General features: G+C 59.1%; 19 protein-coding genes and 4 tRNA genes. 15 read left to right on the top strand and 8 right to left on the bottom strand.

Going from position 1 to position 21,765, the window contains the following annotated elements; all coding sequences use genetic code 11:
* Positions 1-138: 138 nt before the first annotated feature.
* The gene (locus tag C7534_RS27875) at positions 139-363 is read right to left on the bottom strand and encodes a hypothetical protein (RefSeq protein WP_019407963.1); all 225 of its coding nucleotides are present in this window, start codon (positions 361-363) and stop codon (positions 139-141) included.
* Positions 364-1,315: 952 nt separating this feature from the next.
* Here C7534_RS27875 and C7534_RS27865 point away from each other — a divergent pair.
* Together C7534_RS27865 and rmuC are read left to right on the top strand one after the other, a co-directional pair.
* Positions 1,316-1,639, top strand: a complete 324-nt coding sequence (locus tag C7534_RS27865) for a sel1 repeat family protein (protein ID WP_077432170.1) — start codon at positions 1,316-1,318, stop codon at positions 1,637-1,639.
* 175 nt (positions 1,640-1,814) lie between these two features.
* A complete protein-coding gene (gene rmuC, locus C7534_RS27860) occupies positions 1,815-3,179 on the top strand; it encodes a DNA recombination protein RmuC (protein ID WP_177412296.1) in 1,365 nt (454 codons plus the stop codon).
* 28 nt (positions 3,180-3,207) lie between these two features.
* Here rmuC and C7534_RS27855 read toward each other — a convergent pair whose 3' ends face one another.
* Both C7534_RS27855 and C7534_RS27850 read right to left on the bottom strand, forming a co-directional pair.
* Entirely contained in the window at positions 3,208-6,678 is a 3,471-nt protein-coding gene (locus tag C7534_RS27855) for a hybrid sensor histidine kinase/response regulator (RefSeq protein WP_109787730.1), read from the bottom strand.
* 153 nt (positions 6,679-6,831) lie between these two features.
* On the bottom strand, positions 6,832-7,368 hold the full coding sequence (locus tag C7534_RS27850) for a TetR/AcrR family transcriptional regulator (protein ID WP_046032928.1): 537 nt from the start codon (positions 7,366-7,368) through the stop codon (positions 6,832-6,834).
* 152 nt (positions 7,369-7,520) lie between these two features.
* On the opposite strand from C7534_RS27850, the gene C7534_RS27845 reads away from it, so the two are divergent.
* From C7534_RS27845 to C7534_RS27830, 4 genes are all read left to right on the top strand, one after another.
* Positions 7,521-8,714: an MFS transporter gene (locus C7534_RS27845; protein ID WP_046032929.1), complete on the top strand. Its 1,194-nt coding sequence runs from the start codon at positions 7,521-7,523 to the stop codon at positions 8,712-8,714.
* Positions 8,715-8,756: 42 nt separating this feature from the next.
* Positions 8,757-9,068 carry a cupin gene (locus C7534_RS27840; protein ID WP_109787729.1) on the top strand — a complete coding sequence of 104 codons (312 nt, stop codon included), beginning with the start codon at positions 8,757-8,759 and terminating at the stop codon, positions 9,066-9,068.
* Between the two features lie 105 nt (positions 9,069-9,173).
* Entirely contained in the window at positions 9,174-10,325 is a 1,152-nt protein-coding gene (locus tag C7534_RS27835) for a TDT family transporter (protein ID WP_109787728.1), read from the top strand.
* A 98-nt stretch (positions 10,326-10,423) separates the two neighbouring features.
* Complete coding sequence (locus tag C7534_RS27830; protein WP_109787727.1) at positions 10,424-12,298, top strand: MFS transporter; 1,875 nt, start codon at positions 10,424-10,426, stop codon at positions 12,296-12,298.
* Positions 12,299-12,420: 122 nt separating this feature from the next.
* Here C7534_RS27830 and sugE read toward each other — a convergent pair whose 3' ends face one another.
* The 3 genes from sugE to rdgC form a co-directional block, all read right to left on the bottom strand.
* Positions 12,421-12,735 (bottom strand): quaternary ammonium compound efflux SMR transporter SugE, encoded by a 315-nt coding sequence (gene sugE / locus C7534_RS27825; RefSeq protein WP_010456757.1) that lies wholly within the window; start codon positions 12,733-12,735, stop codon positions 12,421-12,423.
* Between the two features lie 118 nt (positions 12,736-12,853).
* The gene (locus C7534_RS27820) at positions 12,854-13,819 is read right to left on the bottom strand and encodes a bile acid:sodium symporter family protein (RefSeq protein ID WP_109787726.1); all 966 of its coding nucleotides are present in this window, start codon (positions 13,817-13,819) and stop codon (positions 12,854-12,856) included.
* Between the two features lie 175 nt (positions 13,820-13,994).
* Positions 13,995-14,915, bottom strand: coding sequence for a recombination-associated protein RdgC (rdgC, locus tag C7534_RS27815; RefSeq protein WP_109787725.1), 921 nt, complete (start codon positions 14,913-14,915; stop codon positions 13,995-13,997).
* 161 nt (positions 14,916-15,076) lie between these two features.
* Here rdgC and C7534_RS27810 point away from each other — a divergent pair.
* From C7534_RS27810 to C7534_RS27795, 4 genes are all read left to right on the top strand, one after another.
* Positions 15,077-15,152 (top strand) — tRNA-Val (locus C7534_RS27810).
* 19 nt (positions 15,153-15,171) lie between these two features.
* Positions 15,172-15,248, top strand: a tRNA-Asp gene (locus tag C7534_RS27805).
* A 199-nt stretch (positions 15,249-15,447) separates the two neighbouring features.
* Positions 15,448-15,523, top strand: a tRNA-Val gene (locus C7534_RS27800).
* A 15-nt stretch (positions 15,524-15,538) separates the two neighbouring features.
* A tRNA-Asp gene (locus C7534_RS27795) sits at positions 15,539-15,615 on the top strand.
* A gap of 144 nt (positions 15,616-15,759) precedes the next feature.
* Here C7534_RS27795 and C7534_RS27790 read toward each other — a convergent pair.
* The gene (locus C7534_RS27790) at positions 15,760-16,893 is read right to left on the bottom strand and encodes a catalase family protein (RefSeq protein ID WP_109787724.1); all 1,134 of its coding nucleotides are present in this window, start codon (positions 16,891-16,893) and stop codon (positions 15,760-15,762) included.
* The gene (locus C7534_RS27785; RefSeq protein ID WP_109787723.1) at positions 16,890-18,698 is read right to left on the bottom strand and encodes a di-heme-cytochrome C peroxidase; all 1,809 of its coding nucleotides are present in this window, start codon (positions 18,696-18,698) and stop codon (positions 16,890-16,892) included. Before C7534_RS27785 ends, C7534_RS27790 begins: the two co-directional genes overlap by 4 nt.
* A gap of 267 nt (positions 18,699-18,965) precedes the next feature.
* Between C7534_RS27785 and C7534_RS27780 the strand changes: the two genes are divergently transcribed.
* From C7534_RS27780 to C7534_RS27760, 5 genes are all read left to right on the top strand, one after another.
* A complete protein-coding gene (locus tag C7534_RS27780) occupies positions 18,966-19,679 on the top strand; it encodes an FKBP-type peptidyl-prolyl cis-trans isomerase (RefSeq protein ID WP_008060887.1) in 714 nt (237 codons plus the stop codon).
* Between the two features lie 294 nt (positions 19,680-19,973).
* Positions 19,974-20,429, top strand: a complete 456-nt coding sequence (locus tag C7534_RS27775; RefSeq protein WP_046032937.1) for a YkvA family protein — start codon at positions 19,974-19,976, stop codon at positions 20,427-20,429.
* 114 nt (positions 20,430-20,543) lie between these two features.
* Positions 20,544-20,885: a helix-turn-helix domain-containing protein gene (locus C7534_RS27770; protein ID WP_109787736.1), complete on the top strand. Its 342-nt coding sequence runs from the start codon at positions 20,544-20,546 to the stop codon at positions 20,883-20,885.
* Positions 20,882-21,253 (top strand): hypothetical protein, encoded by a 372-nt coding sequence (locus C7534_RS27765; protein WP_007898892.1) that lies wholly within the window; start codon positions 20,882-20,884, stop codon positions 21,251-21,253. The genes C7534_RS27770 and C7534_RS27765 overlap by 4 nt, the downstream gene beginning before the upstream one ends.
* A complete protein-coding gene (locus C7534_RS27760) occupies positions 21,254-21,661 on the top strand; it encodes a sel1 repeat family protein (protein WP_109787722.1) in 408 nt (135 codons plus the stop codon).
* Positions 21,662-21,765: the final 104 nt, after the last annotated feature.

Here is a 21,765-nt window from a genome sequence, read left to right as displayed (position 1 = left end):
CGCCCAAGGCCTTCAAGGCCAAGGACGGTGAAGATTTCAAAAACCCGGTTTCCGGTGGACCGTAAGGCTGCTCCGCTTAAGTGAACAGCATTACGCTTTTTGAGCAGGGCTTTTCGGTTTTTCAGTCTTTCTGGCGTCTCAGGCGATCAATGCCTGGCGGGTACGCTCGATCACGGCCTGCAGCGGCTCTGCGCTGGAGTATTGATCGGGGTACAGGCGTTCGCTGTGACGAGCGATGCCGTGTTCGTTGACCAGGGTGAAACTGAAGCAGCCTTTGCGAGCGGCCATGATCAGGCAGTTCATTGGTGCAAAAGCGTTGGTTAGGGTGCGGATGGCATCCTGAGTGTGGATTTGAGTAGACATAGTGTTGGTGTTCCTACAAGCGACACGGATAAGAGCCGTGCAAAATTAAAACGTTCCAGTGACGACGACCACCGTTGGTCGAACGAAGAACCCGACTGGAACAAAGCAGCCAGTTTGAAGCGCTGATAATTGGCGCGCTTGGGCTGGCAGGTAGGTACTTAGGAGGGCAGGCAACACATCAAGGGCAAAGGTTCTGGGCCCGGGGTGAAGATCCTGATCAATTTGCAGGCTGGTTCGGTCAGAGTAAGTGAGCTTCGCAACACCCTTCGCTTTTGTTCGAAGGCTGTGTTGGCGCAAGGTTTACCTGGAAACCATCGAGGTGGTCGATCCTGTTTTGTCGGTGGAGGCTTCTCTTGAGGGAAGGCTGACCGTGAGGATTTGTTCGACCAGAATTGACTTTCAGCTTGGTACTAACGCCGCGGATACTAACGGATTGAATTTCAGAAAGGAAGTGTGTTAGCAAAAAGAATTCGTGAGGTCGGACGATGTGCCCCGCAATCGTCCACATTCCGACCGGTGGTGGCGGTCGTTCATCGGGCCGCGATCTGCCTGGATCAAGGGTTTTCCCGGTTTATCCCCAGAAGCCAGGCAAATATGCGCCGAAAGAGGGCAGCGATATAACCGCCTCGTAGGTACTTGTGCACATAAGTTGCGCAGACTGTAACCCCACTGTCATCCACGCCTCAGTCGCAGTGGGTGCCTGTGTTGAAAATTTAAGTCAATGAAAAACATCGCTTTTTTTTACTGGTGAAAAAATCGTCAGTTTGACTGCGAGCCCCATTCCACAGGGCTTTGCGCGAGTTCAAGGGCGGTTGTCCACTGAGTTATCCACAGCTTCTGTGGATTGTCCCGAGCGCTTGCTCTAGCACGGGCGTGCCGGGTTTTTTTGGGCTTTACCTGTAAGAAAAAAAGAGTAGAGTTGCGCGCCTTCGGATTTGCCCTACAGTGCTTTATGAAGTTTCGCTCAGTATCAAACCCTGCTACCTCAACGCCCTCAAGTGTTACCCCGCCCAAGCGCTTTTCAATGCGCGTGGCAGAGTGGTTGCTGGACAGTCCACGCCTTGGGGATAACCCCAACATCAAGCACTTCGCCGGGCGTTTGCTTAAACAGCCTGCCCGTGAAGGCGTCGTGGCCGCGCAAAGCCGTCTCGGGCAATTGATGTGCCGCGAATGCGGCAATGCCCGTGATCGCCGCATCGGCCAGGACCTGTTGCGCCAAGCCGCGCGAGCAGGAGATACACGCGCCCTACAGGAACTGGGCCTGATCGAAGACTGAGCTGTCCAAGTCCGGTTGCCTTGGTTAACCTTCAAGCTTTATCTCATCAGCAGGAATCTCTATGGCTATGGACTTGACCAGCCTATTACTCGGTCTGGCGGGCGCTGGCCTGCCATTGCTGGTACTGGCCTGGCAAATTCAGCGCCGTGCGAGCTCCTCACAGGCCGAGGTTGCACTGCTGGAAGAACGGCTGGCCATGGCCCAACTGGCGCAGGACGGCTTGAACGCCCAACTCGATGCGTGTCGCGATGAAGTCGCTGATCTGAGCCAGGCTAACGCCGCCAGACAAGCAGACCTCGCCGCCGCGCGCCGTGAAGTCGAACTGCTGCAAATCGAGCGCGACGACGCCCGAGATGCGGCCCATGCCTGGAACATTGAGCGCTCCGGCAAAGAGGCTGAGTTGCGTCGCCTGGACACCCAGGCGGCGTCCCTCAAGGCCGAGTTGCGTGAGCAGCAGGAAAGCCATCAGCAGCGCCTCAGTGACCTGCAAGGTTCGCGAGATGAGCTGCGGGCGCAGTTTGCAGAACTGGCGGGCAAGATTTTCGACGAGCGCGAGCAACGCTTTGCCGAAACCAGCCAGCAGCGATTGGGACAGTTGCTTGATCCTCTGAAGGAACGCATTCAGTCCTTCGAAAAACGCGTCGAGGAAAGTTATCAGGCCGAAGCCCGCGAGCGTTTCTCGCTCGCCAAGGAGCTGGAGCGCCTGCAGCAGCTGAACCTGCGCCTGAGCGACGAAGCCACCAACCTCACTCGTGCGCTCAAAGGGCAGAAAACCCAAGGCAACTGGGGCGAGCTGATTCTCGAGCGAGTGCTGGAACACGCGGGCCTGGAGAAGGGCCGTGAGTACCAGACCCAGGTCAACCTCAAGGGCCCGGACGGGGAGCGTTTCCAGCCGGATGTGATTATTTACCTTCCGGGCGACAAGCAGGTGGTGGTCGACTCCAAGGTCAGCCTTACGGCCTATCAGCAATACGTGGCGGCTGAAGATGACGCCATCGGCCAGATCGCCATCAAGCAGCATGTCCTGTCGCTGCGCAATCACGTCAAAGGCCTGGCCGGCAAGGATTACAAACGGCTCGACGGCTTGCACAGCCTGGATTTCGTTTTGCTCTTCGTACCGATCGAAGCCGCATTCTCCGCCGCCTTGCAGGCCGAGCCGACACTGTTCCAGGAAGCCTTCGACCGCAACATTGTGATCGTCAGTCCCACCACGTTGTTGGCCACGCTGCGGGTCATCGACAGCCTGTGGAAGCAGGAACGGCAAAGTCAGAACGCCCGTGAAATCGCCGAGCGAGCGGGGTGGCTGTACGACAAGTTCGTGTTGTTCATCCAGGACCTGGACGAAGTCGGCAATCGCTTGCAGCAACTGGACAAAGCCTACAGCTCTGCGCGCAACAAGCTGACAGAGGGGCGCGGTAACCTGGTTAGTCGCAGCGAACAATTGAAGTTGCTCGGCGCGCGAGCCAGCAAGAGTTTGCCGGCCGATTTGCTGGAGCGGGCGATGACCGATGTGGATGGCCTGGTCGAGTTGCCCGAGTAAATTTTCAGTTAGGGCGCGGCCTGCCGCGCTACAACGGCAAATGCCGACTCAGCAGCGCCCGTAATGCCGCCGGTTTCACCGGTTTGGCCAAGTAATCCAGCCCCGCCGCATGCACTTGCGCCACCATCTCCGGCCGGCCATCGGCACTGATCACCACGCCAGGCACCGGCTCTCCCATTTGGGTGCGCAGCCACGCCATCAGCTCCGTCCCGGTGTCGCCATGATCGAGGTGGTAATCCACCAGTGCCAGTTGCGGGCGCACGCCGTCTTCGAGCAGCGCTGCGCATTCATCCCGATTGCGCGCGGTCCAGACCTGGCAACCCCAGCGCGTCAGCAGGCTGTTCATGCCGATCAGGATGCTGTCTTCATTGTCGATGCACAGCACCTGCGCGCCGCTCAACACATGGCCGTTGAGTTCAGCGGTCGGCGTCGCCACGACGGTTTGCGCCCGGGCCAGCGGCACGCTGACGCTGAACACACTGCCACGCCCCAGCCAGGAGCGAACGCGCAGCGTGTGACCCAGCACGCGACACAGACCATCGGCAATCGCCAGACCCAACCCCAGGCCTTTCTCCGCGCGAGTCTGGTGACTGTCGAGACGTTTGAATTCTTCGAAAATCACCTGCAGTTTGTCTGGCGCAATGCCCGGTCCCCGATCCCAGACCTCCAGGCACAACTCGCCCTTGCGCCGGCGAACGCCGAGCAGCACGGGCCCTTTGGCGTAGCGAAATGCATTCGTCAGGAAGTTTTGCAGAATTCGTCGCAGCAGTTTGATGTCGCTGTCGACCCGCAATGTGCTACTGCGAACGTTGAACGTCAGCCCCTGTTCCTGAGCCTGCGCCTTGAACTCGGCGCCGAGCGTGTCGAACAGTTCGTTGAGCGCGAATGGCTTGATGTCAGGGTTGATCTTGCCGTTTTCCAGACGGGAAATGTCCAGCAGGTCACTGATCAAATCTTCGGCAGAGCGCAATGAGCTGTCCAGGTGATGGACCAGCTTCTGTGCCTCAGCGGACAAGCCATCGTCCTGGTGGGACAGGGCGGCGGAGAACAGGCGCGCGGCGTTCAGTGGTTGCATCAAGTCGTGGCTGACGGCTGCGAGAAAACGGGTTTTCGATTGGTTGGCGGACTCGGCGGTGCCCTTGGCTTCGGTCAACGCGACGTTGAGTTGCGACAGTTCGTGGGTGCGCTCGGTCACCCGCTGCTCCAGGCCTTCATTGGCTTCGGTCAGCGCCTGTTCGGCTTCGCGGAACGCGGTGATGTCGGTGAAACTCATGACGAAACCACCACCGGGCATCGGGTTGCCGATCAGCTCGATTACCCGCCCGTTGGGGAACAGTCGTTCAGAGGTATGGGCGCGCCCCTGGCGCATCCAGTGCAGACGGCGGGCAACGTGCACCTCGGCTTCGCCGGGGCCGCATAAACCGCGCTCGGCGTTGTAGCGAATGATGTCGGCAATCGGCCGGCCGACGCTGATCAGTCCATCCGGGTAATTGAACAGCTCCAGATAGCGCCGGTTCCAGGCCACCAGTTTCAGCGACTGATCGACCACGCTGATGCCCTGGGTAATGTTTTCGATGGCGCCTTGCAGCAGGGCGCGGTTGAACTGCAGCACTTCCGACGCCTCGTCGGCGATCCGCACGACGTCCTCAAGCTGCATTTCCCGACCTTCGATGGCGGCTTTTACCACTGCGCGTGTCGAGGAGGCACCGAGTACACCCGCCAGCAAACGTTCGGTGTGGGCGATCCATTCACTGTCGGCGTTTTGATTCGGGTTGAAGCCTTTGCCCTGACGGTAGGCGAATCGGATGAAGCTCTGGCGCGCCCGTTCTTCGCCGACGAAACGCGCCGCCAGTTGCAGCAAATCGTCGATCTGCACCGCCAGCATCGAACGGGCGCTGGGGCGTGCGCTGATTTCCTGGCCGATGAAACGACCGGCCTGCCAGTGCTCCGACACCCGTGTACGCGACAACACCGACACCCAGGCAAATAACGTGAAATTACCGGCCAGCGACAGCACCACGCCTTGGGTTAGCGGGGTGATCGGCAGGTTCATCGGGTTGCTGTGCAACCAGGCCAAGCCCGGAAAGCTCTCCAGCGGCCAGCCGAGGCCACGGGCCGCAATCGGCAAGATCAGCGTGTAAAACCACAGGAATGTCCCGGCAGCGAGGCCGGCAAATACACCGCGGCGGTTGGCCTGTTTCCAGTACAGCGCGCCGAGCATGGCCGGTGCCAGTTGTGTCACGGCAGCAAAGGCAATCTGGCCGATGGTTGCCAGGCTGGCGGTCGAACCCAGCAGGCGATAACTGACGTAGGCCAGGAGCAAAATCACCACGATGCTCACGCGGCGCACCGAGAGCATCCACTGGCGGAACACTTCGAACGGCCGCTCGGCATTATTGCGTCGCAGCAACCATGGCAACAGCATGTCGTTGGACACCATGGTCGACAGTGCCACGCTGGCGACGATCACCATGCCGGTTGCCGCCGAAGCGCCACCGATAAACGCCAGCAAGGCAAGGGCGGGGTGAGCCTGCGCCAGGGGCAGGCTGATGACGAAGGAGTCCGGCAACACCGAGCTGGGCAGCAGCATCTGGCCGGCGAGGGCGATGGGTACTACAAACAATGCCGCCAACGCCAGGTAGGCCGGGAACACCCATTTGGCCAGGCGCAGATCCTGAGGATCAATGTTTTCCACCACCGTCACATGGAACTGCCGGGGCAGGCAGATGATCGCCATCATCGCCACGCCGGTCTGCACCACCATCGAGGGCCAATTGACGGTTTCCTTCCAGTATTGCTCCAGGCGCGGTGCGAGCATGGCCTGGTTGAACAGATCGTCGAAACCGTCGTACAGACCAAACGTGACAAAAGCGCCGACGGCAAGAAAGGCGAACAGCTTGACCAGTGATTCAAATGCAATCGCCAGCACCATGCCACGGTGGTGTTCCGTGGCATCGAGGTTGCGGGTACCGAAGACAATGGTGAACAGCGCCAGCACCAGCGACACAATCAGCGCCGTGTCCTGAGCGCGAACCCCCATGGCGTCGGCGCCCGCGCCAATCAGCAGGTTCACGCCAAGCACGATGCCCTTGAGCTGCAGTGCGATGTAGGGCAGCACGCCCACCAGGCAAATCAGCGCCACCACCACCGCCAACGACTGAGATTTGCCGTAACGGGCGGCGATAAAGTCGGCGATGGAGGTGATGTTTTCCTGCTTGCTGATCATCACCATTTTTTGCAGGACCCAGGGCGCGCCCACTAACAGCAGGATCGGCCCGAGGTAAATCGGCAGGAACGACCAGAGCTGTTCCGCGGCCTGGCCCACGGCGCCAAAGAAGGTCCAACTGGTGCAATAAACGGCCAGCGACAGGCTGTACACCCAGGCGCGCACTCGCGGCGGCAACGGTGTGCTGCGACGGTCACCGTAAAAGGCGATGGCGAACATGATGGCCATATAGGCCAGGGCGACGGCGGCGATCAGCCCGCTGGACAGCGACATGGGAACTCCAGACAAAAGACAGCCGGGACTCCCGCCCGGTCAGACAGTCTCGCACGACCGCCCCGGTTAGTCAGTGTCGACCAAGGTCGAGACTTGGCGCGGGGGCGCAGGGGGATCAAGGGTGTCTTTTCGGGGCCCTTTGCGAGCAAGCCCTTACTGGTTCAACGCAATCGCGATCAACCGATGCAGCTCCTCAACCTCCAGCGGCGCCTGCGCAAACAGGATACGAAACACAATGGGCGCCGCCACCATGTTGATCAGCCGATCGACATCCGGTTTGGGTTCATTCGGGTAGCGATCCAGAATCAGCTGTAACTGTCCGCCAATGATCGTCGCGCAATAACTGGGTTTGAGGCTTGATTGCACGTCGCGCAGCATGTTGCGACCGGGTTCGGAGCTCATCTCGTCCAGATACTGTTCCGCCCAGGCCTGCACATCACCCGAGAGGCTGCCGGTATTGGCCGACTCGGTTTCCGGTTGCATTCGGGCGAGCGCGACGTCCGCCAGCAGCGCTGACAAATCCCCCCAGCGTCGATAGATGGTGGACGGCGTAACCCCTGCGCGCGCTGCGATTTGCGGCACGGTCACGCTGGCGCGGTCCTGCTCTTCGAGCAGTGCGTGCACGGCTTTGTGAATTGATTCCTGCACCCGGGCGCTTCGGCCGCCGGGACGTAAAGTGGGGCCTGTCATTGCGTGTTTCCTGTTCTCGCCGCAACCCGCTGACTAGCTGGGCATCGGTGGTAAAAGCCATGCAGCGGACCTTAACACAAAAAATTTGCTTTAAGCCTTGATCGGTAGCACACTCCGCAAAAGCAAAAAATTAGCTTTTGCGGAGTGTGCTGATGTCCAGTTCCCATTCAAACCGTGCCAGCCTGTGGTTCCTGGCGATCACTTTACTCAGTTTTCTGGCGGCTTCCACGGCGCCGACGCCGTTGTATCGCTTGTACCAGGAGCAGATGCATTTTTCGGCGGCCACCCTGACCCTGATTTTCGGCGTCTATGCCTTGAGCCTGCTGGCCGCGCTGCTGACGGTCGGGTCGCTGTCGGATTACCTTGGGCGCAAACCGGTGATTTTCACCGCTGTCGTGCTGAATGCTCTGGCGATGTTGCTGTTTATCTACGCTGACAGCGTCACGTGGCTGATCAGCGCGCGGGTGCTGCAAGGGTTTGCCACCGGCATGGCAACCGCGGTGCTCAGTGCCACGCTGCTGGACACTGACCGCCAGCAAGGGCCGTTGATCAATAGCGTTGCGCCGTTGATCGGCATGGCCCTCGGCGGTATGGGCTGCGGCTTACTGGCAGAATTTGCCCCGGCGCCGCTGCACTTGACCTACTGGCTGCTGCTGGTTCTGTTTGCGTTGCAGGCGTTGTACAGCTGGCGTTTACCGGAAAGTGTCTCGCGACAGGCCGGGGCATGGGCGTCATTGCGACCGACCCTGCATGTGCCGGTTCAGGCGCGCCCCACCTTGTGGCGGGTGTTGCCGCTCAACACCGCGACGTGGGCGCTCGGTGGTTTTTATGCGTCCCTGGCGCCTTCGTTGGTACGCGCGGCCACCGGTTCCACCTCGAACCTGATTGCCGGCTCGACCGTTGCCGCGCTGACACTCACCGGGGCATTGATGATTTTCACCCTGCGCAATCGACCTGCCGCCCTGGCGCTACGGTTGGGGGCGAGTCTGCTGCCGATGGGCATTGTCCTGGTGTTACTGGGCGTGCACAGCGCCAGCCTGTCGCTGTTTTTCCTGGGTACGCTTGTCGCTGGATGTGGCTTCGGTGCCGGTTTTCTGGGGGCCGTGCGCAGTCTGGTGCCGTTGGCTTTACCCCATGAGCGCGCAGGGTTGATGTCGGCGTTTTATGTGCTCAGTTACCTGGCGTTCTGTTTGCCATCGTTGCTGGCGGGGAATCTGATCCGAGCCTTCGGGTTGGTCGCAACAACCGATGGGTATGGCCTGATTTTGATTGTGTTGTCCGTTGGCGCGTTACTGGCCTTGATGCTTCAGCGCTCATTGAAAGTCTGTGGCGCTGATGTGCGTTGATCGTTAGCCTAGGCCTCGCCACTCATTCGACGGACCGCCCCGATGAAAATCATCCGCAGCAAATCCTTCACCGCTGACCGTGCCTGGGGGGCGCTGGACATCGCCAACATGAACGGCATCACCACGCGTTTGCACTGGACCGATCAGCCTTATAAATGGCACGTCAACGATGGCCAGGAAGTGTTCGTGGTGCTGGATGGGCAGGTGCAGATGCGTTACCGCGAAGAGGGCATCGAGAAGGCAGCGCTGCTCGACGTCGGCGACATTTTTTATGCGTCCGTCGGCACCGAGCATGTGGCCCATCCGCAGGGCGTGGCACGGATATTGGTGATCGAATCAGAAGGCAGTATTTGACTCTATATCTGCAAAACAGATAACAGTTAGAGATATTACCCGTTATATAGATATTCTATTCGGTTCTACCATGGGCTCTACCTCATCAGAGGACAGGAGTTCGCCATGACATGCCCCAATAGCGTCAAAACCGGTTTCAAACCCTTAAGCCATTTGCAGCACCCGCGTGAAGTCATCCGTCAGTTCACACCCAACTGGTTTGCCGCGACCATGGGCACCGGCGTGCTCGCGTTGGCGCTGGCGCAATTGCCCGTCGCCATACCCGGCTTGCGCGCGCTCGCCGAAGGCCTGTGGCTGTTCAATATTTTGTTGTTCGTGTTGTTCAGCGTCATGTACGCGGCCCGCTGGGTACTGTTCTTCGACGAAGCCCGGCGCATTTTCGGCCACTCCACCGTGTCGATGTTTTTCGGCACCATCCCGATGGGCCTCGCGACCATCATCAATGGCTTCCTGGTGTTTGGCCTGCCGCGCTGGGGCGACGGTGTGATTCATGTCGCCGAAATGCTCTGGTGGCTGGATGTGGCGATGTCGCTCGCGTGCGGCGTACTGATTCCTTACATGATGTTCACTCGTCAGGAACACAGCATCGACCAGATGACCGCCGTTTGGCTGTTGCCGGTGGTGGCCGCAGAAGTCGCTGCGGCCAGCGGTGGTTTGCTGGCGCCGCACTTGGCGGACGCTCATTCGCAACTGGTGGTGCTGGTGACGAGCTACGTGCTGTGGGCCTTTTCCTTGCCGGTCGCGTTCAGCATTCTGACGATCCTGTTGTTGCGCATGGCGCTGCATAAACTGCCCCACGAAAACATGGCTGCTTCGAGCTGGCTGGCGCTGGGCCCGATTGGTACCGGGGCACTGGGTATGTTGCTGCTGGGGGCCGACGCACCGGCAATCTTCGCCGCCAACGGTCTGCCGGGCATAGGGGAAGTCGCCGCCGGCCTGGGGCTGGTGGCCGGGATCACGCTGTGGGGGCTTGGCTTGTGGTGGATGCTGATCGCGGTGCTGATCACCGTGCGCTACCTGCGCGACGGCATTCCGTTCAACCTCGGCTGGTGGGGGTTTACTTTCCCGTTGGGTGTTTACTCGCTGACGACGTTGAAACTGGCCAGCACCTTGAACCTGACGTTCTTCAGTGTCTTTGGCTGCGTGCTGGTGGCCCTGCTGGTGGTGATGTGGATGATCGTTGCCCAACGCACGCTGAAAGGCGCCTGGCGCGGTGAGCTGTTTGTCTCGCCATGCATTGCAGGATTAAAGAAATAACCTGCAAAGATTAGGTAATGTGTGGCCTGGATCGACGTTCGACATTCCAATAACCGTATCCACGCCACTCGCTACCTAACATCAGGGACACATGGAAGATGAGTCACCCCTCACAGTTCACCTTGCTCCGCACCCGGCGTTTCCTGCCGTTTTTCGTGACGCAGTCCCTCGGGGCGTTCAACGACAATATCTTCAAGCAGTCGTTGATCCTGGCCATTTTGTACAAACTGACCATCGACGGTGACCGCTCGATCTACGTCAACCTCTGTGCGCTGTTGTTCATCCTTCCGTTTTTTCTGTTTTCGGCGCTGGCCGGGCAGTTCGGCGAGAAGTTCGCCAAGGACCGTTTGATCCGTCTGATCAAGCTCGGCGAAATCGTCATCATGGCGGTCGGTGCAGTCGGTTTTCTCTTCGATCATCTGTCATTGATGCTGGTCGCGCTGTTTGCCATGGGCACCCACTCGGCGCTGTTCGGGCCGGTGAAATACTCGATCTTGCCCCAGGCCCTGCGCGAAGAAGAACTGGTCGGCGGTAACGGGCTGGTGGAAATGGGGACCTTCCTGGCCATTCTCGCCGGGACCATCGGCGCCGGCATCATGATGTCGTCCAGTCACTACGCGCCGATCGTCTCCAGCGCGATCATTGGCGTTGCGGTGCTCGGTTACCTGGCCAGTCGCAGCATTCCACGGGCGGCGGCGGCTTCACCGCAAATGCGCCTGAACTGGAACATCTTCAGTCAATCCTGGGCCACCTTGAAACTGGGCCTGGGGCAGACCCCGGCAGTGTCGCGTTCGATCGTCGGCAACTCGTGGTTCTGGTTTGTCGGGGCGATTTATCTGACGCAAATTCCGGCCTATGCCAAGGAATGGATGCACGGCGACGAAACCGTGGTGACCCTGATTCTGACGGTGTTTTCGGTCGGTATCGCGCTCGGCTCGATGCTGTGCGAAAAGCTCTCCGGGCGCAAAGTCGAGATAGGCCTGGTGCCGTTCGGCTCGTTTGGCCTGACCGTGTTTGGCCTGCTGCTGTGGTGGCATTCCGGTGGAATTGCGGACAGCGTGACGGGCCATGGCTGGGTCGAAATCCTCGGGTTTGGCCACACCTGGCTGGTGCTGATCGACATCCTGGGTCTGGGGATCTTTGGCGGTTTCTACATCGTGCCGCTGTATGCGCTGATCCAGTCGCGCACCGCCGAGAATGAACGGGCACGAGTGATTGCCGCCAACAACATTCTCAACGCGCTGTTTATGGTGGTGTCGGCGATTGTCTCGATCGTGTTGTTGAGCATGGTCAAACTGTCGATTCCGCAGCTGTTCCTGGTGGTGTCGCTGCTGAACATCGGCGTCAACGCCTACATCTTCAAAATCGTCCCTGAATTCAGCATGCGTTTCATGATCTGGTTGCTCAGTCACTCCATGTACCGCGTGGAGCATCGCAATCTTGATCTGATTCCCGATGAGGGCGCGGCGTTGCTGGTGTGCAATCACGTGTCCTTTGTCGATGCACTTCTGATTGGCGGCGCAGTGCGTCGGCCGATTCGCTTTGTGATGTATTACAAAATCTACAACTTGCCGGTGCTGAACTTTATCTTCCGCACGGCCGGGACAATTCCCATAGCGGGTCGTCAGGAAGACATTCAAATCTACGAAAGAGCCTTCAAGCGGATAGCGCAGTATCTGAAGGATGGCGAGTTGGTGTGCATCTTCCCGGAAGGCAAATTGACTGCGGATGGGGAGATCAACGAATTCAAGGGCGGGTTGGCGCGGATTCTCGAAGAGACACCGGTGCCGGTGATTCCGCTGGCGTTGCAGGGCTTGTGGGGGAGTTTCTTCAGCCGTGATCCGGGCAAAGGCGTGTTTCACCGGTTGTGGTCGCGGGTGACGTTGGTGGCGGGGCCGGCGGTGGCCGTTGAGGCGGCGCAGCCGGCGGCGTTGCAGGCGATGGTCGGCGAGTTGCGCGGCACCGTTAGATAGTGGGTGAATGTACCGGACTCTTCGCGGGCAAGCCCGGCTCCCACAGGTTTTGTGTTGTGCCAGATTTTAGGCGCTCCAAGGACCCTGTAGGAGCCGGGCTTGCCCGCGATGGCGTCAGTGGCCTAAGCGCTAACCTTTAGGCCGATCAACCCGGCAATGATCAACGCCACACTGGCCAGCCGAAACAACGCCATCGACTCACCAAACAGAATGATCCCCGCGATCACCGTGCCCACGGCACCCACGCCCGTCCAGATCGCATAGGCCGTACCCAGCGGCAATTCCTTCATGGCAAGGCCCAGCAAACCAAGGCTGATGGCCATGGCTGCAACGGTCAAAGCGGTGGGCAGGGGACGGCTGAAACCGTCGGTGTACTTCAGGCCGACGGCCCAGCCGACTTCGAACAGGCCGGCGAAAAACAGGATGATCCAGGACATGAAAGACCTCCATCGATTGACGGGGTCGTCCCCAGATTAATGACTCGATCGAGCCGCGAGGTCGTCCTCGCAATGCGCCATAGAGTGCCAATCATTAATCCGGGGATCAAGTTGTGGCTCAGTCGGCGACGGGCCGTGCCGCCAGTTTTCGATCTTCTTTCTCGCTCATGCGACGGAAATACGTTGAGAGCAGCGCCCCGGAAATGTTGTGCCACACGCTGAACAAAGCGCTCGGCACCGCCGCCAGCGGGGAGAAGTGGGCACTGGCCAACGCAGCGCCCAAACCGGAGTTTTGCATGCCGACTTCCAGCGCGAGGGATTTGCGTTGCGCCAGTGGTAGCTTGAACAGGCGCCCGGTGAAGTAACCCAGCAGATACCCGAAGCTGTTGTGCAGCATCACCACCGCCATGATCAGCAGGCCGGACTCGGCGATCTTCGCCTGGCTGGCGGCCACCACGGCGGTGACGATGATCACGATGCTCACCACCGAAATCAGCGGCAAGACTTCCTCGGCATGACGCACCTTGGCGCCGAGCACGCGTTGAGCCACCACGCCAAGAATGATCGGCAACAGCACCACTTGCAGAATCGACCAGAACAGCTCCATGAAGGACACCGGCAACCAGGCCGACGCCAGCAGCCAGATCAGTGCCGGGGTCAGCAGTGGGGCGAGGAGGGTGGTGACGGCGGCGATGGCCACCGACAGCGCCAGATCGCCGCGCGCCAGCCAGGTCATCACGTTCGACGAGGTACCGCTTGGGCAGCAACCGACCAGGATAACGCCGACGGCGATATCCGGTGGCAGGTGGAACGCCTGGCAGAGCAACCACGCCACACCGGGCATGATCACGAAATGGGCAACCACGCCCAAGGCCACGCGCCACGGATGGCGGGCGACTTCGGCGAAGTCTTCAAGTTTGAGGGTCAGGCCCATGCCGAACATCACCAACCCCAGCAGCGGCACGATCGCGCCTTTGAGGCCGATGAACCAGGCCGGTTGCAGGAACGCCACGACTGCAAAAATCAGTACCCAGTAAGCAAAAGTGTTGCCGACAAAACGACTCAATGCAGCCAGTGCGCGCATGGCTTGATCCTTATTATTCAGTAGCAATCCCAGGGTGGAATTCAATCATTGTGGGAGCCGGGCTTGCCCGCGATAGCGGTGTATCAGTCAGCCGATTGATAGCTGACTGATCGCCATCGCGGGCAAGCCCGGCTCCCACAATTAGTTCGGTTTCATTAGTAGAAACCGGTTGTTATCAGATCCCCTGCGGCGTCTCTTCGCCGCCCAGCGCTTCTACCAGTGCCGGCAGGAAGTCACCGAAAGTCAGCATCATCAACGTGAAACTGGCGTCCAGTTGACCCAGGGCCTCTTCGCCGCCGTCCTGTTCGGCCTGGTCTTGCAGCAGGTCTTCGAACTTCAGGCGCTTGACCACCATCTTGTCGTCGAGCACGAAAGACAGTTTGTCCTGCCAGGCCAGCGACAACTGAGTGACCACTTTGCCGGTGCTCAGGTGCAGCTGGATTTCTTCGCTGGTCAGGTCTTGACGCTTGCAGCGCACGATGCCGCCGTCTTCGTGGGTATCACGCAGCTCGCATTCGTCCAGCACGAAGAAATCGTCCGCCGCTTTCTGCGTGGTGACCCATTCGGTCATGGTGGCGGTCGGCGACATTTTTACGGTCAGTGGACGTACTGGCAGGGTGCCGATCACTTCGCGCAGGGTGGACAGCAGGTCTTCGGCACGTTTCGGGCTGGCCGAGTTGACGAGGATCAGGCCCTGCTTCGGTGCAATGGCGGCGAACGTCGAGGAGCGGCGAATAAAGGCACGAGGCAGGAAAGCCTGGATGATTTCATCCTTGATCTGGTCGCGTTCTTTTTTGTAGACCTTGCGCATTTGCTCGGCTTCGATCTCGTCGACCTTTTCCTTCACAGCGTCGCGCACGACGCTGCCCGGCAAAATGCGTTCTTCTTTACGCGCCGAGACCAGCAGGAAGTCGCCGCTGACGTGAACCAGCGGCACATCTTCGCCTTTACCGAATGGCGCGACGAAACCGTAGGTGGTCAACTCCTGGCTTGCACATGGACGCGCCAGTTTGGTGGCCAGTGCAGTTTCCAACGCCTCGGCATCAACAGGCAGATCTTGGGTCAGGCGATAGATAAGCAGGTTTTTGAACCACATGGGGTAAGTCTCTCCTTATATACAAAGGTGGGCATTATTCTCTTAGCGGCGCCATAGGCCAACCCTTCGCTAAGCCTTTGGAAGGCCTGAGAAAATTATTTAAAAAAGTGCTTGCCAGAGGTGAGGTCGCTCCGTAGAATGCGCGCCACACCGAACGTGAAGGGTGATTAGCTCAGCTGGGAGAGCGTCTGCCTTACAAGCAGAATGTCGGCGGTTCGATCCCGTCATCACCCACCATTCGCATTCAGTGTTACGCGCAGCGGTAGTTCAGTCGGTTAGAATACCGGCCTGTCACGCCGGGGGTCGCGGGTTCGAGTCCCGTCCGCTGCGCCATATTTGGTAACCTGGAACGCTGAACGCCAGGTCACCACGGAAAAGCCCGCTAACGCGGGTTTTTTTCTGTCTGAAGTTTGCATGTTGTTCCTGTGGGTTGCGTCGTTTCACTGGTTTTCAGATTTATTTGAAAAATTATTCAATTAAATCAACACTTTACGAAAACCTGTGGCATAATGTGCCCCGCAACGAAGGTAAAGGGTGATTAGCTCAGCTGGGAGAGCGTCTGCCTTACAAGCAGAATGTCGGCGGTTCGATCCCGTCATCACCCACCACTTTCAACGCTACGCGCAGCGGTAGTTCAGTCGGTTAGAATACCGGCCTGTCACGCCGGGGGTCGCGGGTTCGAGTCCCGTCCGCTGCGCCATATTCGGTAACCTGGAACACTGAACGCCAGGTCACCACACAGAAAGCCCGCTTAATGCGGGCTTTTTGCTGTCCGGGGTTTGGCAATTGCCGGGCCTCCACAAAAAAAGCGACCTGTCCGGGTCGCTTTTTCGTTTCTATCGGCTTATTGCTCAGCGTTGCGACTGTGCCGGTAGTCGCTCACGGCTTCATACACCGCCTTACGCAGACGGTTGATGCCGCCAATCGGCCGATGAGCCTCTAGGCCAAACCACGGATTGAACGACTGGTTGTCGCATTGCAGGTTCAGCGCTGGCGTGTCGAAGTCCTGCGCGGGGACTTTGATCCGCGCCACGGTCTGGAACGGCGCCTCGTTTTCACTCCATTCGATGCTGGTGTCTTCGATGGGCATGTAGTGGCTTGGGTCCTGGCGCTGAATCTGCAAGACGAAACAGGCCGGCACCCGATCCGTAGATAATTGCTGGTTCAGCGCGTTGCGCAGAAAGTTCGGCAATTTCTGGTTTTGCGCGGGCAGGGTGTAGGCCGGGCAGCTATCCGGGTCCGGTATCACCCGGAACTTGGCATTGGCTTCACCAAACTTGTAGGGCGACACCGAAAAGTAGGTGGTCCGGGTTGGACTTTCCGGAGCAGGCGACAAGGTCGCCAACGCGATAAACAGATGGCGAACCTGCCAACTGCGCGGGTCCCACCCCGGAAAAAACGCCATCAGCTTCTTGCCGTCAGCCTGAGCCGCCACATTCTGACGATACTCGGCGACATCGCTGACGAAAAAATTCGGGTGACTGAACATCACGAAGTCCTGTTCGGCGCGACGCTGTTGGTCGGCGAGCAGCTGTTTACCAGGCACATCAAGCAATTTGATCGCCATGCCCCGGGCATCGCGAATACTGTCGAACTGCGGATACGCATTGCCGTTGGACAAGCGCATCGTCGCTTGCCAGGTTTTGCCGGGCTCGCTGAACACACCTTGGCGCATCTCTCCAGCCAGGTCCGGCAACACCTGAACTTCGGCTTTCACGCAGCCATGGGCCTTGGCATGGGCGTCGCGCAGGTAGCGGGTGGGCTCGCGGTGTTGATCGACAATGCGCACGGCCGTCTGAATCACGTCCTGGGTCATCGCGGCTTCGCCTTCCGGAATCAATTCATCTGCCGAAACCGGGCCACTGTGCTGCCAGGCAAACCACGCCGTGGCCAGCGCCCAGGCGAGCACGCCAAGACCCAGCAGCCACAGAAGGGTTTTGCCGAGAAAAGCGCCCAAGCGCATCCAAAGTGTGCTCATGGCAATTGTGTCTCCAGCGGGCCGCCCAATACTTTCAGGTATTCCAGCAGCGCCCAGCGTTCCTCTGGCAGCAGCAGACGACCAATCACGCCATTGCCGCGCTGGCCGGCACGGAACTCGTGGCCGCTGTTGTGATTGCCGGTGATGCGTGTGTCGAACACAAAGCCATCGGTAAAAGCCTCGGTGCGATAACCAAGGTGTTGGGGGTCGTACTCGAACGTACCTTTATAGAAGGTGGTGGCGCGTTCATCCTGAGGCGAGAGCAATTGATAAATGCTCGGTACTGAGCCGTTGTGCAGAAAGGGCGCCGTCGCCCAGACACCCGCCAACGGTCGTGCCTTGTAGGCGCGCAATTCCCGCACACCAATCGGCAGGCCGAAACCATTCATGGCAGGTTGTTCCGCCGTGGGAGTTTTCGCGTCGCGGTAGGCGCGGTTGCCAACGAAAGCGGTGATGTAGGCCAACCCTTTGGCCGACGACAGCTTGCTCAAGTCCAGCGGTTCAGTGGGTGTCGGCTGTAGGTGAACGTCCAGTTGTTTCAGCTCAGTCACATCCCATTGCAAGGCGCTCAAGTCAAAACGATGGTCGGCAATGTTGTTGGCGGCCCCCGGGTCTGTGCCAATGACATCCACCGGCAGCATTTTCAGATGCTGCACCCAGCGTCCGTCACTTTCGACCGAGCGCGGTATATGGCAACCGGCGCAATTTTCACTGAACAACTCGCGACCCTTGGCGGCCAGCGGCTTGTCGACAGCACCGAGCAATGCTTCAGGCCAGGCCGGTGGTTTGAGTCGTTGCAGGGTTTGTTCGATCTGGTGCAGGTCGTGCAGTCGGACACTCGACGGGTAGCGCTCATCGCCTTTAAGCGGCTGGCCGCTGGCATCGAAGAAGCTCAGGGTGGCGCCCACGCCCAACGATTCGCCGATGTTGCGGGCCATGGGTTGTTGCGCCGAACCGTTCCATTGCACCCAATTGAACGTCCACATGTCCCACAGCTGCGGGTAGTCCACCGGGGCGTTAGCCACGCGGTAGTTGTCGGCGGAAATCGCATCGCCGAAGGCCGCATTGGCGATGCGCCCGAAGGCGTCGGTGCGGCCCGGTCCTTCCTCGGTGGGGTAGAGCCCACGGTGGGTGTCGTTCCAGGCAACTTTGACGAAGGTCAGGAGAGACGCCCTGAAGTCATTGCGCAGCTGTTGATGTCGGGCGTCGTAGTCCTCGCCCAGCACGTTGCGGGCGAAGCGCTCGAATTTCCAGGGGTTGAGGTAAGTCGAGGTCAGACTGGCGACCAGCGCTTGTCCGAAACTGCCCCCTTTCAATGTAGGCACACTGGAAGGCAACACATGCTGTGCCGAGCCACCGTCAATGCGAATCGCCTGGCCTTTGAAGCGCAATTCGCCCGTATGGCAGGCCGCGCACGTGATGTCGAGAAACTCGTCCTGACTGCCGGGGTTTTTGTGACGGGCAAACCCGACGGGCAGATTGCCGGGGTTGTCGGGTGTGGCTTTCAGGCCAGGGTCGATCAGGAAACCAAAGCGTGCGAGGTAGTCCGGCGAAGCGAATCGTTGCTGCGAGAAGGGCAGCTCGAGGGCGTTGAACCAGTCATAGTGCAAGCCTTTGACCTGAGTGCCTTGAGGGGTGAAATAGTAAGTCTGGCGGTCCTCTGCGCTCCATTGCTCCAGGTAATGCACCTGTTGAGCGGGCGACCAGCTCGGTAACTTGGGGTTGGCGACGTAGTACAACGCTACGGTCAGGCCAAGACCCAGCAATACAGCGACCAGCATTAAGAGGCGAGATAAGAGGCGCAAGATGAACTTCCTTGTCGAGTTGTAGCTCTCTTATGCCTCAGTGTCTGAGGTGCGGCAAGTGGCCATTACGCCATGTTATGGGATCCGGGATCAGTGTCTGTAGGAGTCAGATGACAGAAGCTTCATCATCCCATTGCTCAAATGGGTTAAAACACCTGAACTTATCAGAAGTTTCCCGCTCTCATGCCGGTAGCCATTGGTCGTGGCCGCCTGATAAGCTCGCGGCTTTACTCGATTGCCCTTTAGGCGCATGAACAAGGAAATAGCATGAAACAGCATCGGTTGGCGGCGGCGGTAGCCCTGGTTAGCCTGGTACTCGCGGGTTGTGATTCGCAGACCAGCGTAGAGCTGAAAACTCCGGCGCAAAAAGCTTCCTACGGCATTGGCCTGAACATGGGCAAAAGCCTGGCTCAGGAAGGCATGGATGACCTGGATTCCAAGGCCGTAGCCCAGGGCATCGAAGATGCCGTCGGCAAGAAAGAGCAGAAACTCAAAGACGAGGAGCTGGTCGAAGCCTTCGCCGCGCTGCAAAAGCGTGCTGAAGAGCGTATGGCCAAGATGAGCGAAGAGTCGGCCGCTGCCGGCAAGAAGTTCCTCGAAGAAAACGCCAAGAAGGCCGGCGTAGTGACCACCGCTTCGGGCTTGCAATACGAAGTGGAAAAGAAAGCCGATGGCGCACAGCCTAAGCCGACTGATGTAGTGACCGTTCACTACACCGGCAAGCTGACCAACGGCACCGTTTTCGACAGCTCCGTCGAGCGCGGTAGCCCGATCGATCTGCCGGTCAGCGGTGTGATCCCGGGTTGGGTCGAAGGCCTGCAACTGATGCACGTTGGCGAGAAGTACAAACTGTACATCCCTAGCGAACTGGCTTACGGCGCCCAAAGCCCAAGCCCGGCAATTCCAGCCAACTCGGTGCTGGTATTTGACCTGGAACTGCTGGCGATCAAAGATCCAGCCAAAGAAGACGCCGCCAAGTAATCTGCGTCTGCTTTGACAACAACGCCTCGCTTAATGCGGGGCGTTGTTGCATCTGGCGTTTAGCGAAGGTAAACAAAGCGAACGGTTGCTGTACGCTGGAGTCATAGCCATTGAAGAGGCCCGTGCTAGCGGTGCCGGCGCTCCAAGTCAATGAAATCTTGGGTTTTTTTATGTGAGTAAAAAACGCCCGATCTGAGCGAGACCCTTATGAAACGGGGGTTTCAGCCGTGAAATGCAGCTCTGTTCACAAGGTTATCCACAATTTGTGTGGATAACATTTCAGTGGGAGGAATGATGAAAGCACCCTGGAGTTTCGCTCGATTCTTGCCACTCGCCGGGCGCCTGCTCGCACGCGGACGTTTGCCGACGCTGCTGTTCGCTGTCGCCAGCAAAGGTGCCAGCCAGGGTAATCGCCTGGGCAAGGTCAAAGACGATTTGCGCTTGTTGCAGGCACTGTGCCTGGCCTACTGGCGTGGGGAGTACCGTGCCATCAGCCCGAAGGCGCTGATCTCGGTGGTCGCAGGCCTGATGTATTTCCTCAGTCCGGTGGATGCCATTCCGGATTTCCTTCCCGTGTTCGGCATGCTCGATGACATCGCAGTGCTGGCCTGGCTGATGAAAGTGCTCGACGACGAACTCAACGCCTTCCGCCTCTGGCGCAAACGTCAGGTGCCGGAAAAGCTGGCGGTGGTCGAGCGTCTGCCTGACACCCCGGAAAAACTTCAGCTTCAGGGCCCGAGAAAACACTGAACTGATTGAGAATCCCCCTTTATTCATACCCCCGCGCGACCTTGGCCGCTGTTAGGATTACACTTCTAGGGAAAAGTGCCGACTCGCTAAGTGTCGTTGTCCTACGGGGAAGTCATGGATATTCAGATAATCACACGCGAAGGCGAGCCCGAGTATGCAGTTTTACCGTGGGCTCAATATCAGGCTCTACTGAAAGCAGCAGGCATCAACGAGCAACCGCCACGCGAAGCGCCAGTGCCTCACGTGGCAACACCAGACCCGATTCTTCCCGGTCTGGATCAACTACGCAGTTTGCGCGAAGGGAAGGGCATCGCCATTGAAGCGTTGGCCCGCACGGTAGGCATCAGCCCGTCTTATCTGGCCTTGATCGAAAGTGGCGAGCGTCAACCCGACGCTGCGATTCGCCGCAGCCTGGCCTGGGAATTGACGGTGCCAGGGTGGAGGGATGAATCGTGAGCGTACGCATCAGTCGTCAACATTGGGACGGATTGCTTGGGGAGCTGGATCAGGCGCGACGTCAGCGCCATCTCTTGACGTATCGAGCGTTGCTGGAGCGCTTGCAATTGCCCACGCCGGCCATGCAAACCCTGACGGCAGCCCTTGAACATCTGGCCGCACTGGATGCCAGGGCCGAACAGCCGTTGCGCAGTTCGCTGGTAATCAGCCAGGGTGCCAGCCGTCTGCCGCGCACCGGCTTCTTCGAATGTGTCGAGCGTCTGGGGCGTTTTTCCGGGCCGTCTGACGGTGTCGCCGCCGCGTCCTGGCATGCATCGGAAGTGGTGCGAGTGTTCGAATACGAATACCCCGAATCGGCAGAGGCCTGAGTGTTTTTAAAGCTCAAGGCGCGGGCTGGTTACTGGCTGGCTCGCCGTTTGTTTCATTGGTCATGGTTTGTGCGCCAGCCGCGGGGCTGGCACTGGCTCGAAGGCCAGTTCGCACGCATGGCGAACCTGGGTGACGTTGGCGCTCAGAGCTTCTATGGCCACATTTTGACTTTTCGCGGTGTCGGGATGGGTGCTCGTGAAGAGGGCGTTCGACTGCTGCGCCTGGCGGCGTTGGCGGGTGACGGCAAGGCCGCCTACCAGGTCGGTGTGATCAGCCTGGCCGGCACGCCGAGCAAGGCGCCGGACCCACTTGAAGCCGCGCGCTGGTGGGGCATGGCCGCCAAGGCCGGGCATCCATTGGCCGAGCTCAAATTGAAAGAGCTGGCGTCTCGCGGTCCTACACAGTAACTCCCAAAAAATTGTTTGATAAATGAACGTGGCGTGAGGGCAACCTCACGCCACGTTTTTGTTTGTGCCTGTCTGGCGTTTTGTGAGGGCGAATTAGAGATTTG

This window comes from Pseudomonas sp. OV226, from assembly GCF_003148705.1.
Taxonomy (GTDB): Bacteria; Pseudomonadota; Gammaproteobacteria; order Pseudomonadales; family Pseudomonadaceae; genus Aquipseudomonas.
The sequence above is the reverse complement of the archived record's forward strand: the minus strand, read 5'-3'. Positions and strand labels throughout refer to the sequence as shown.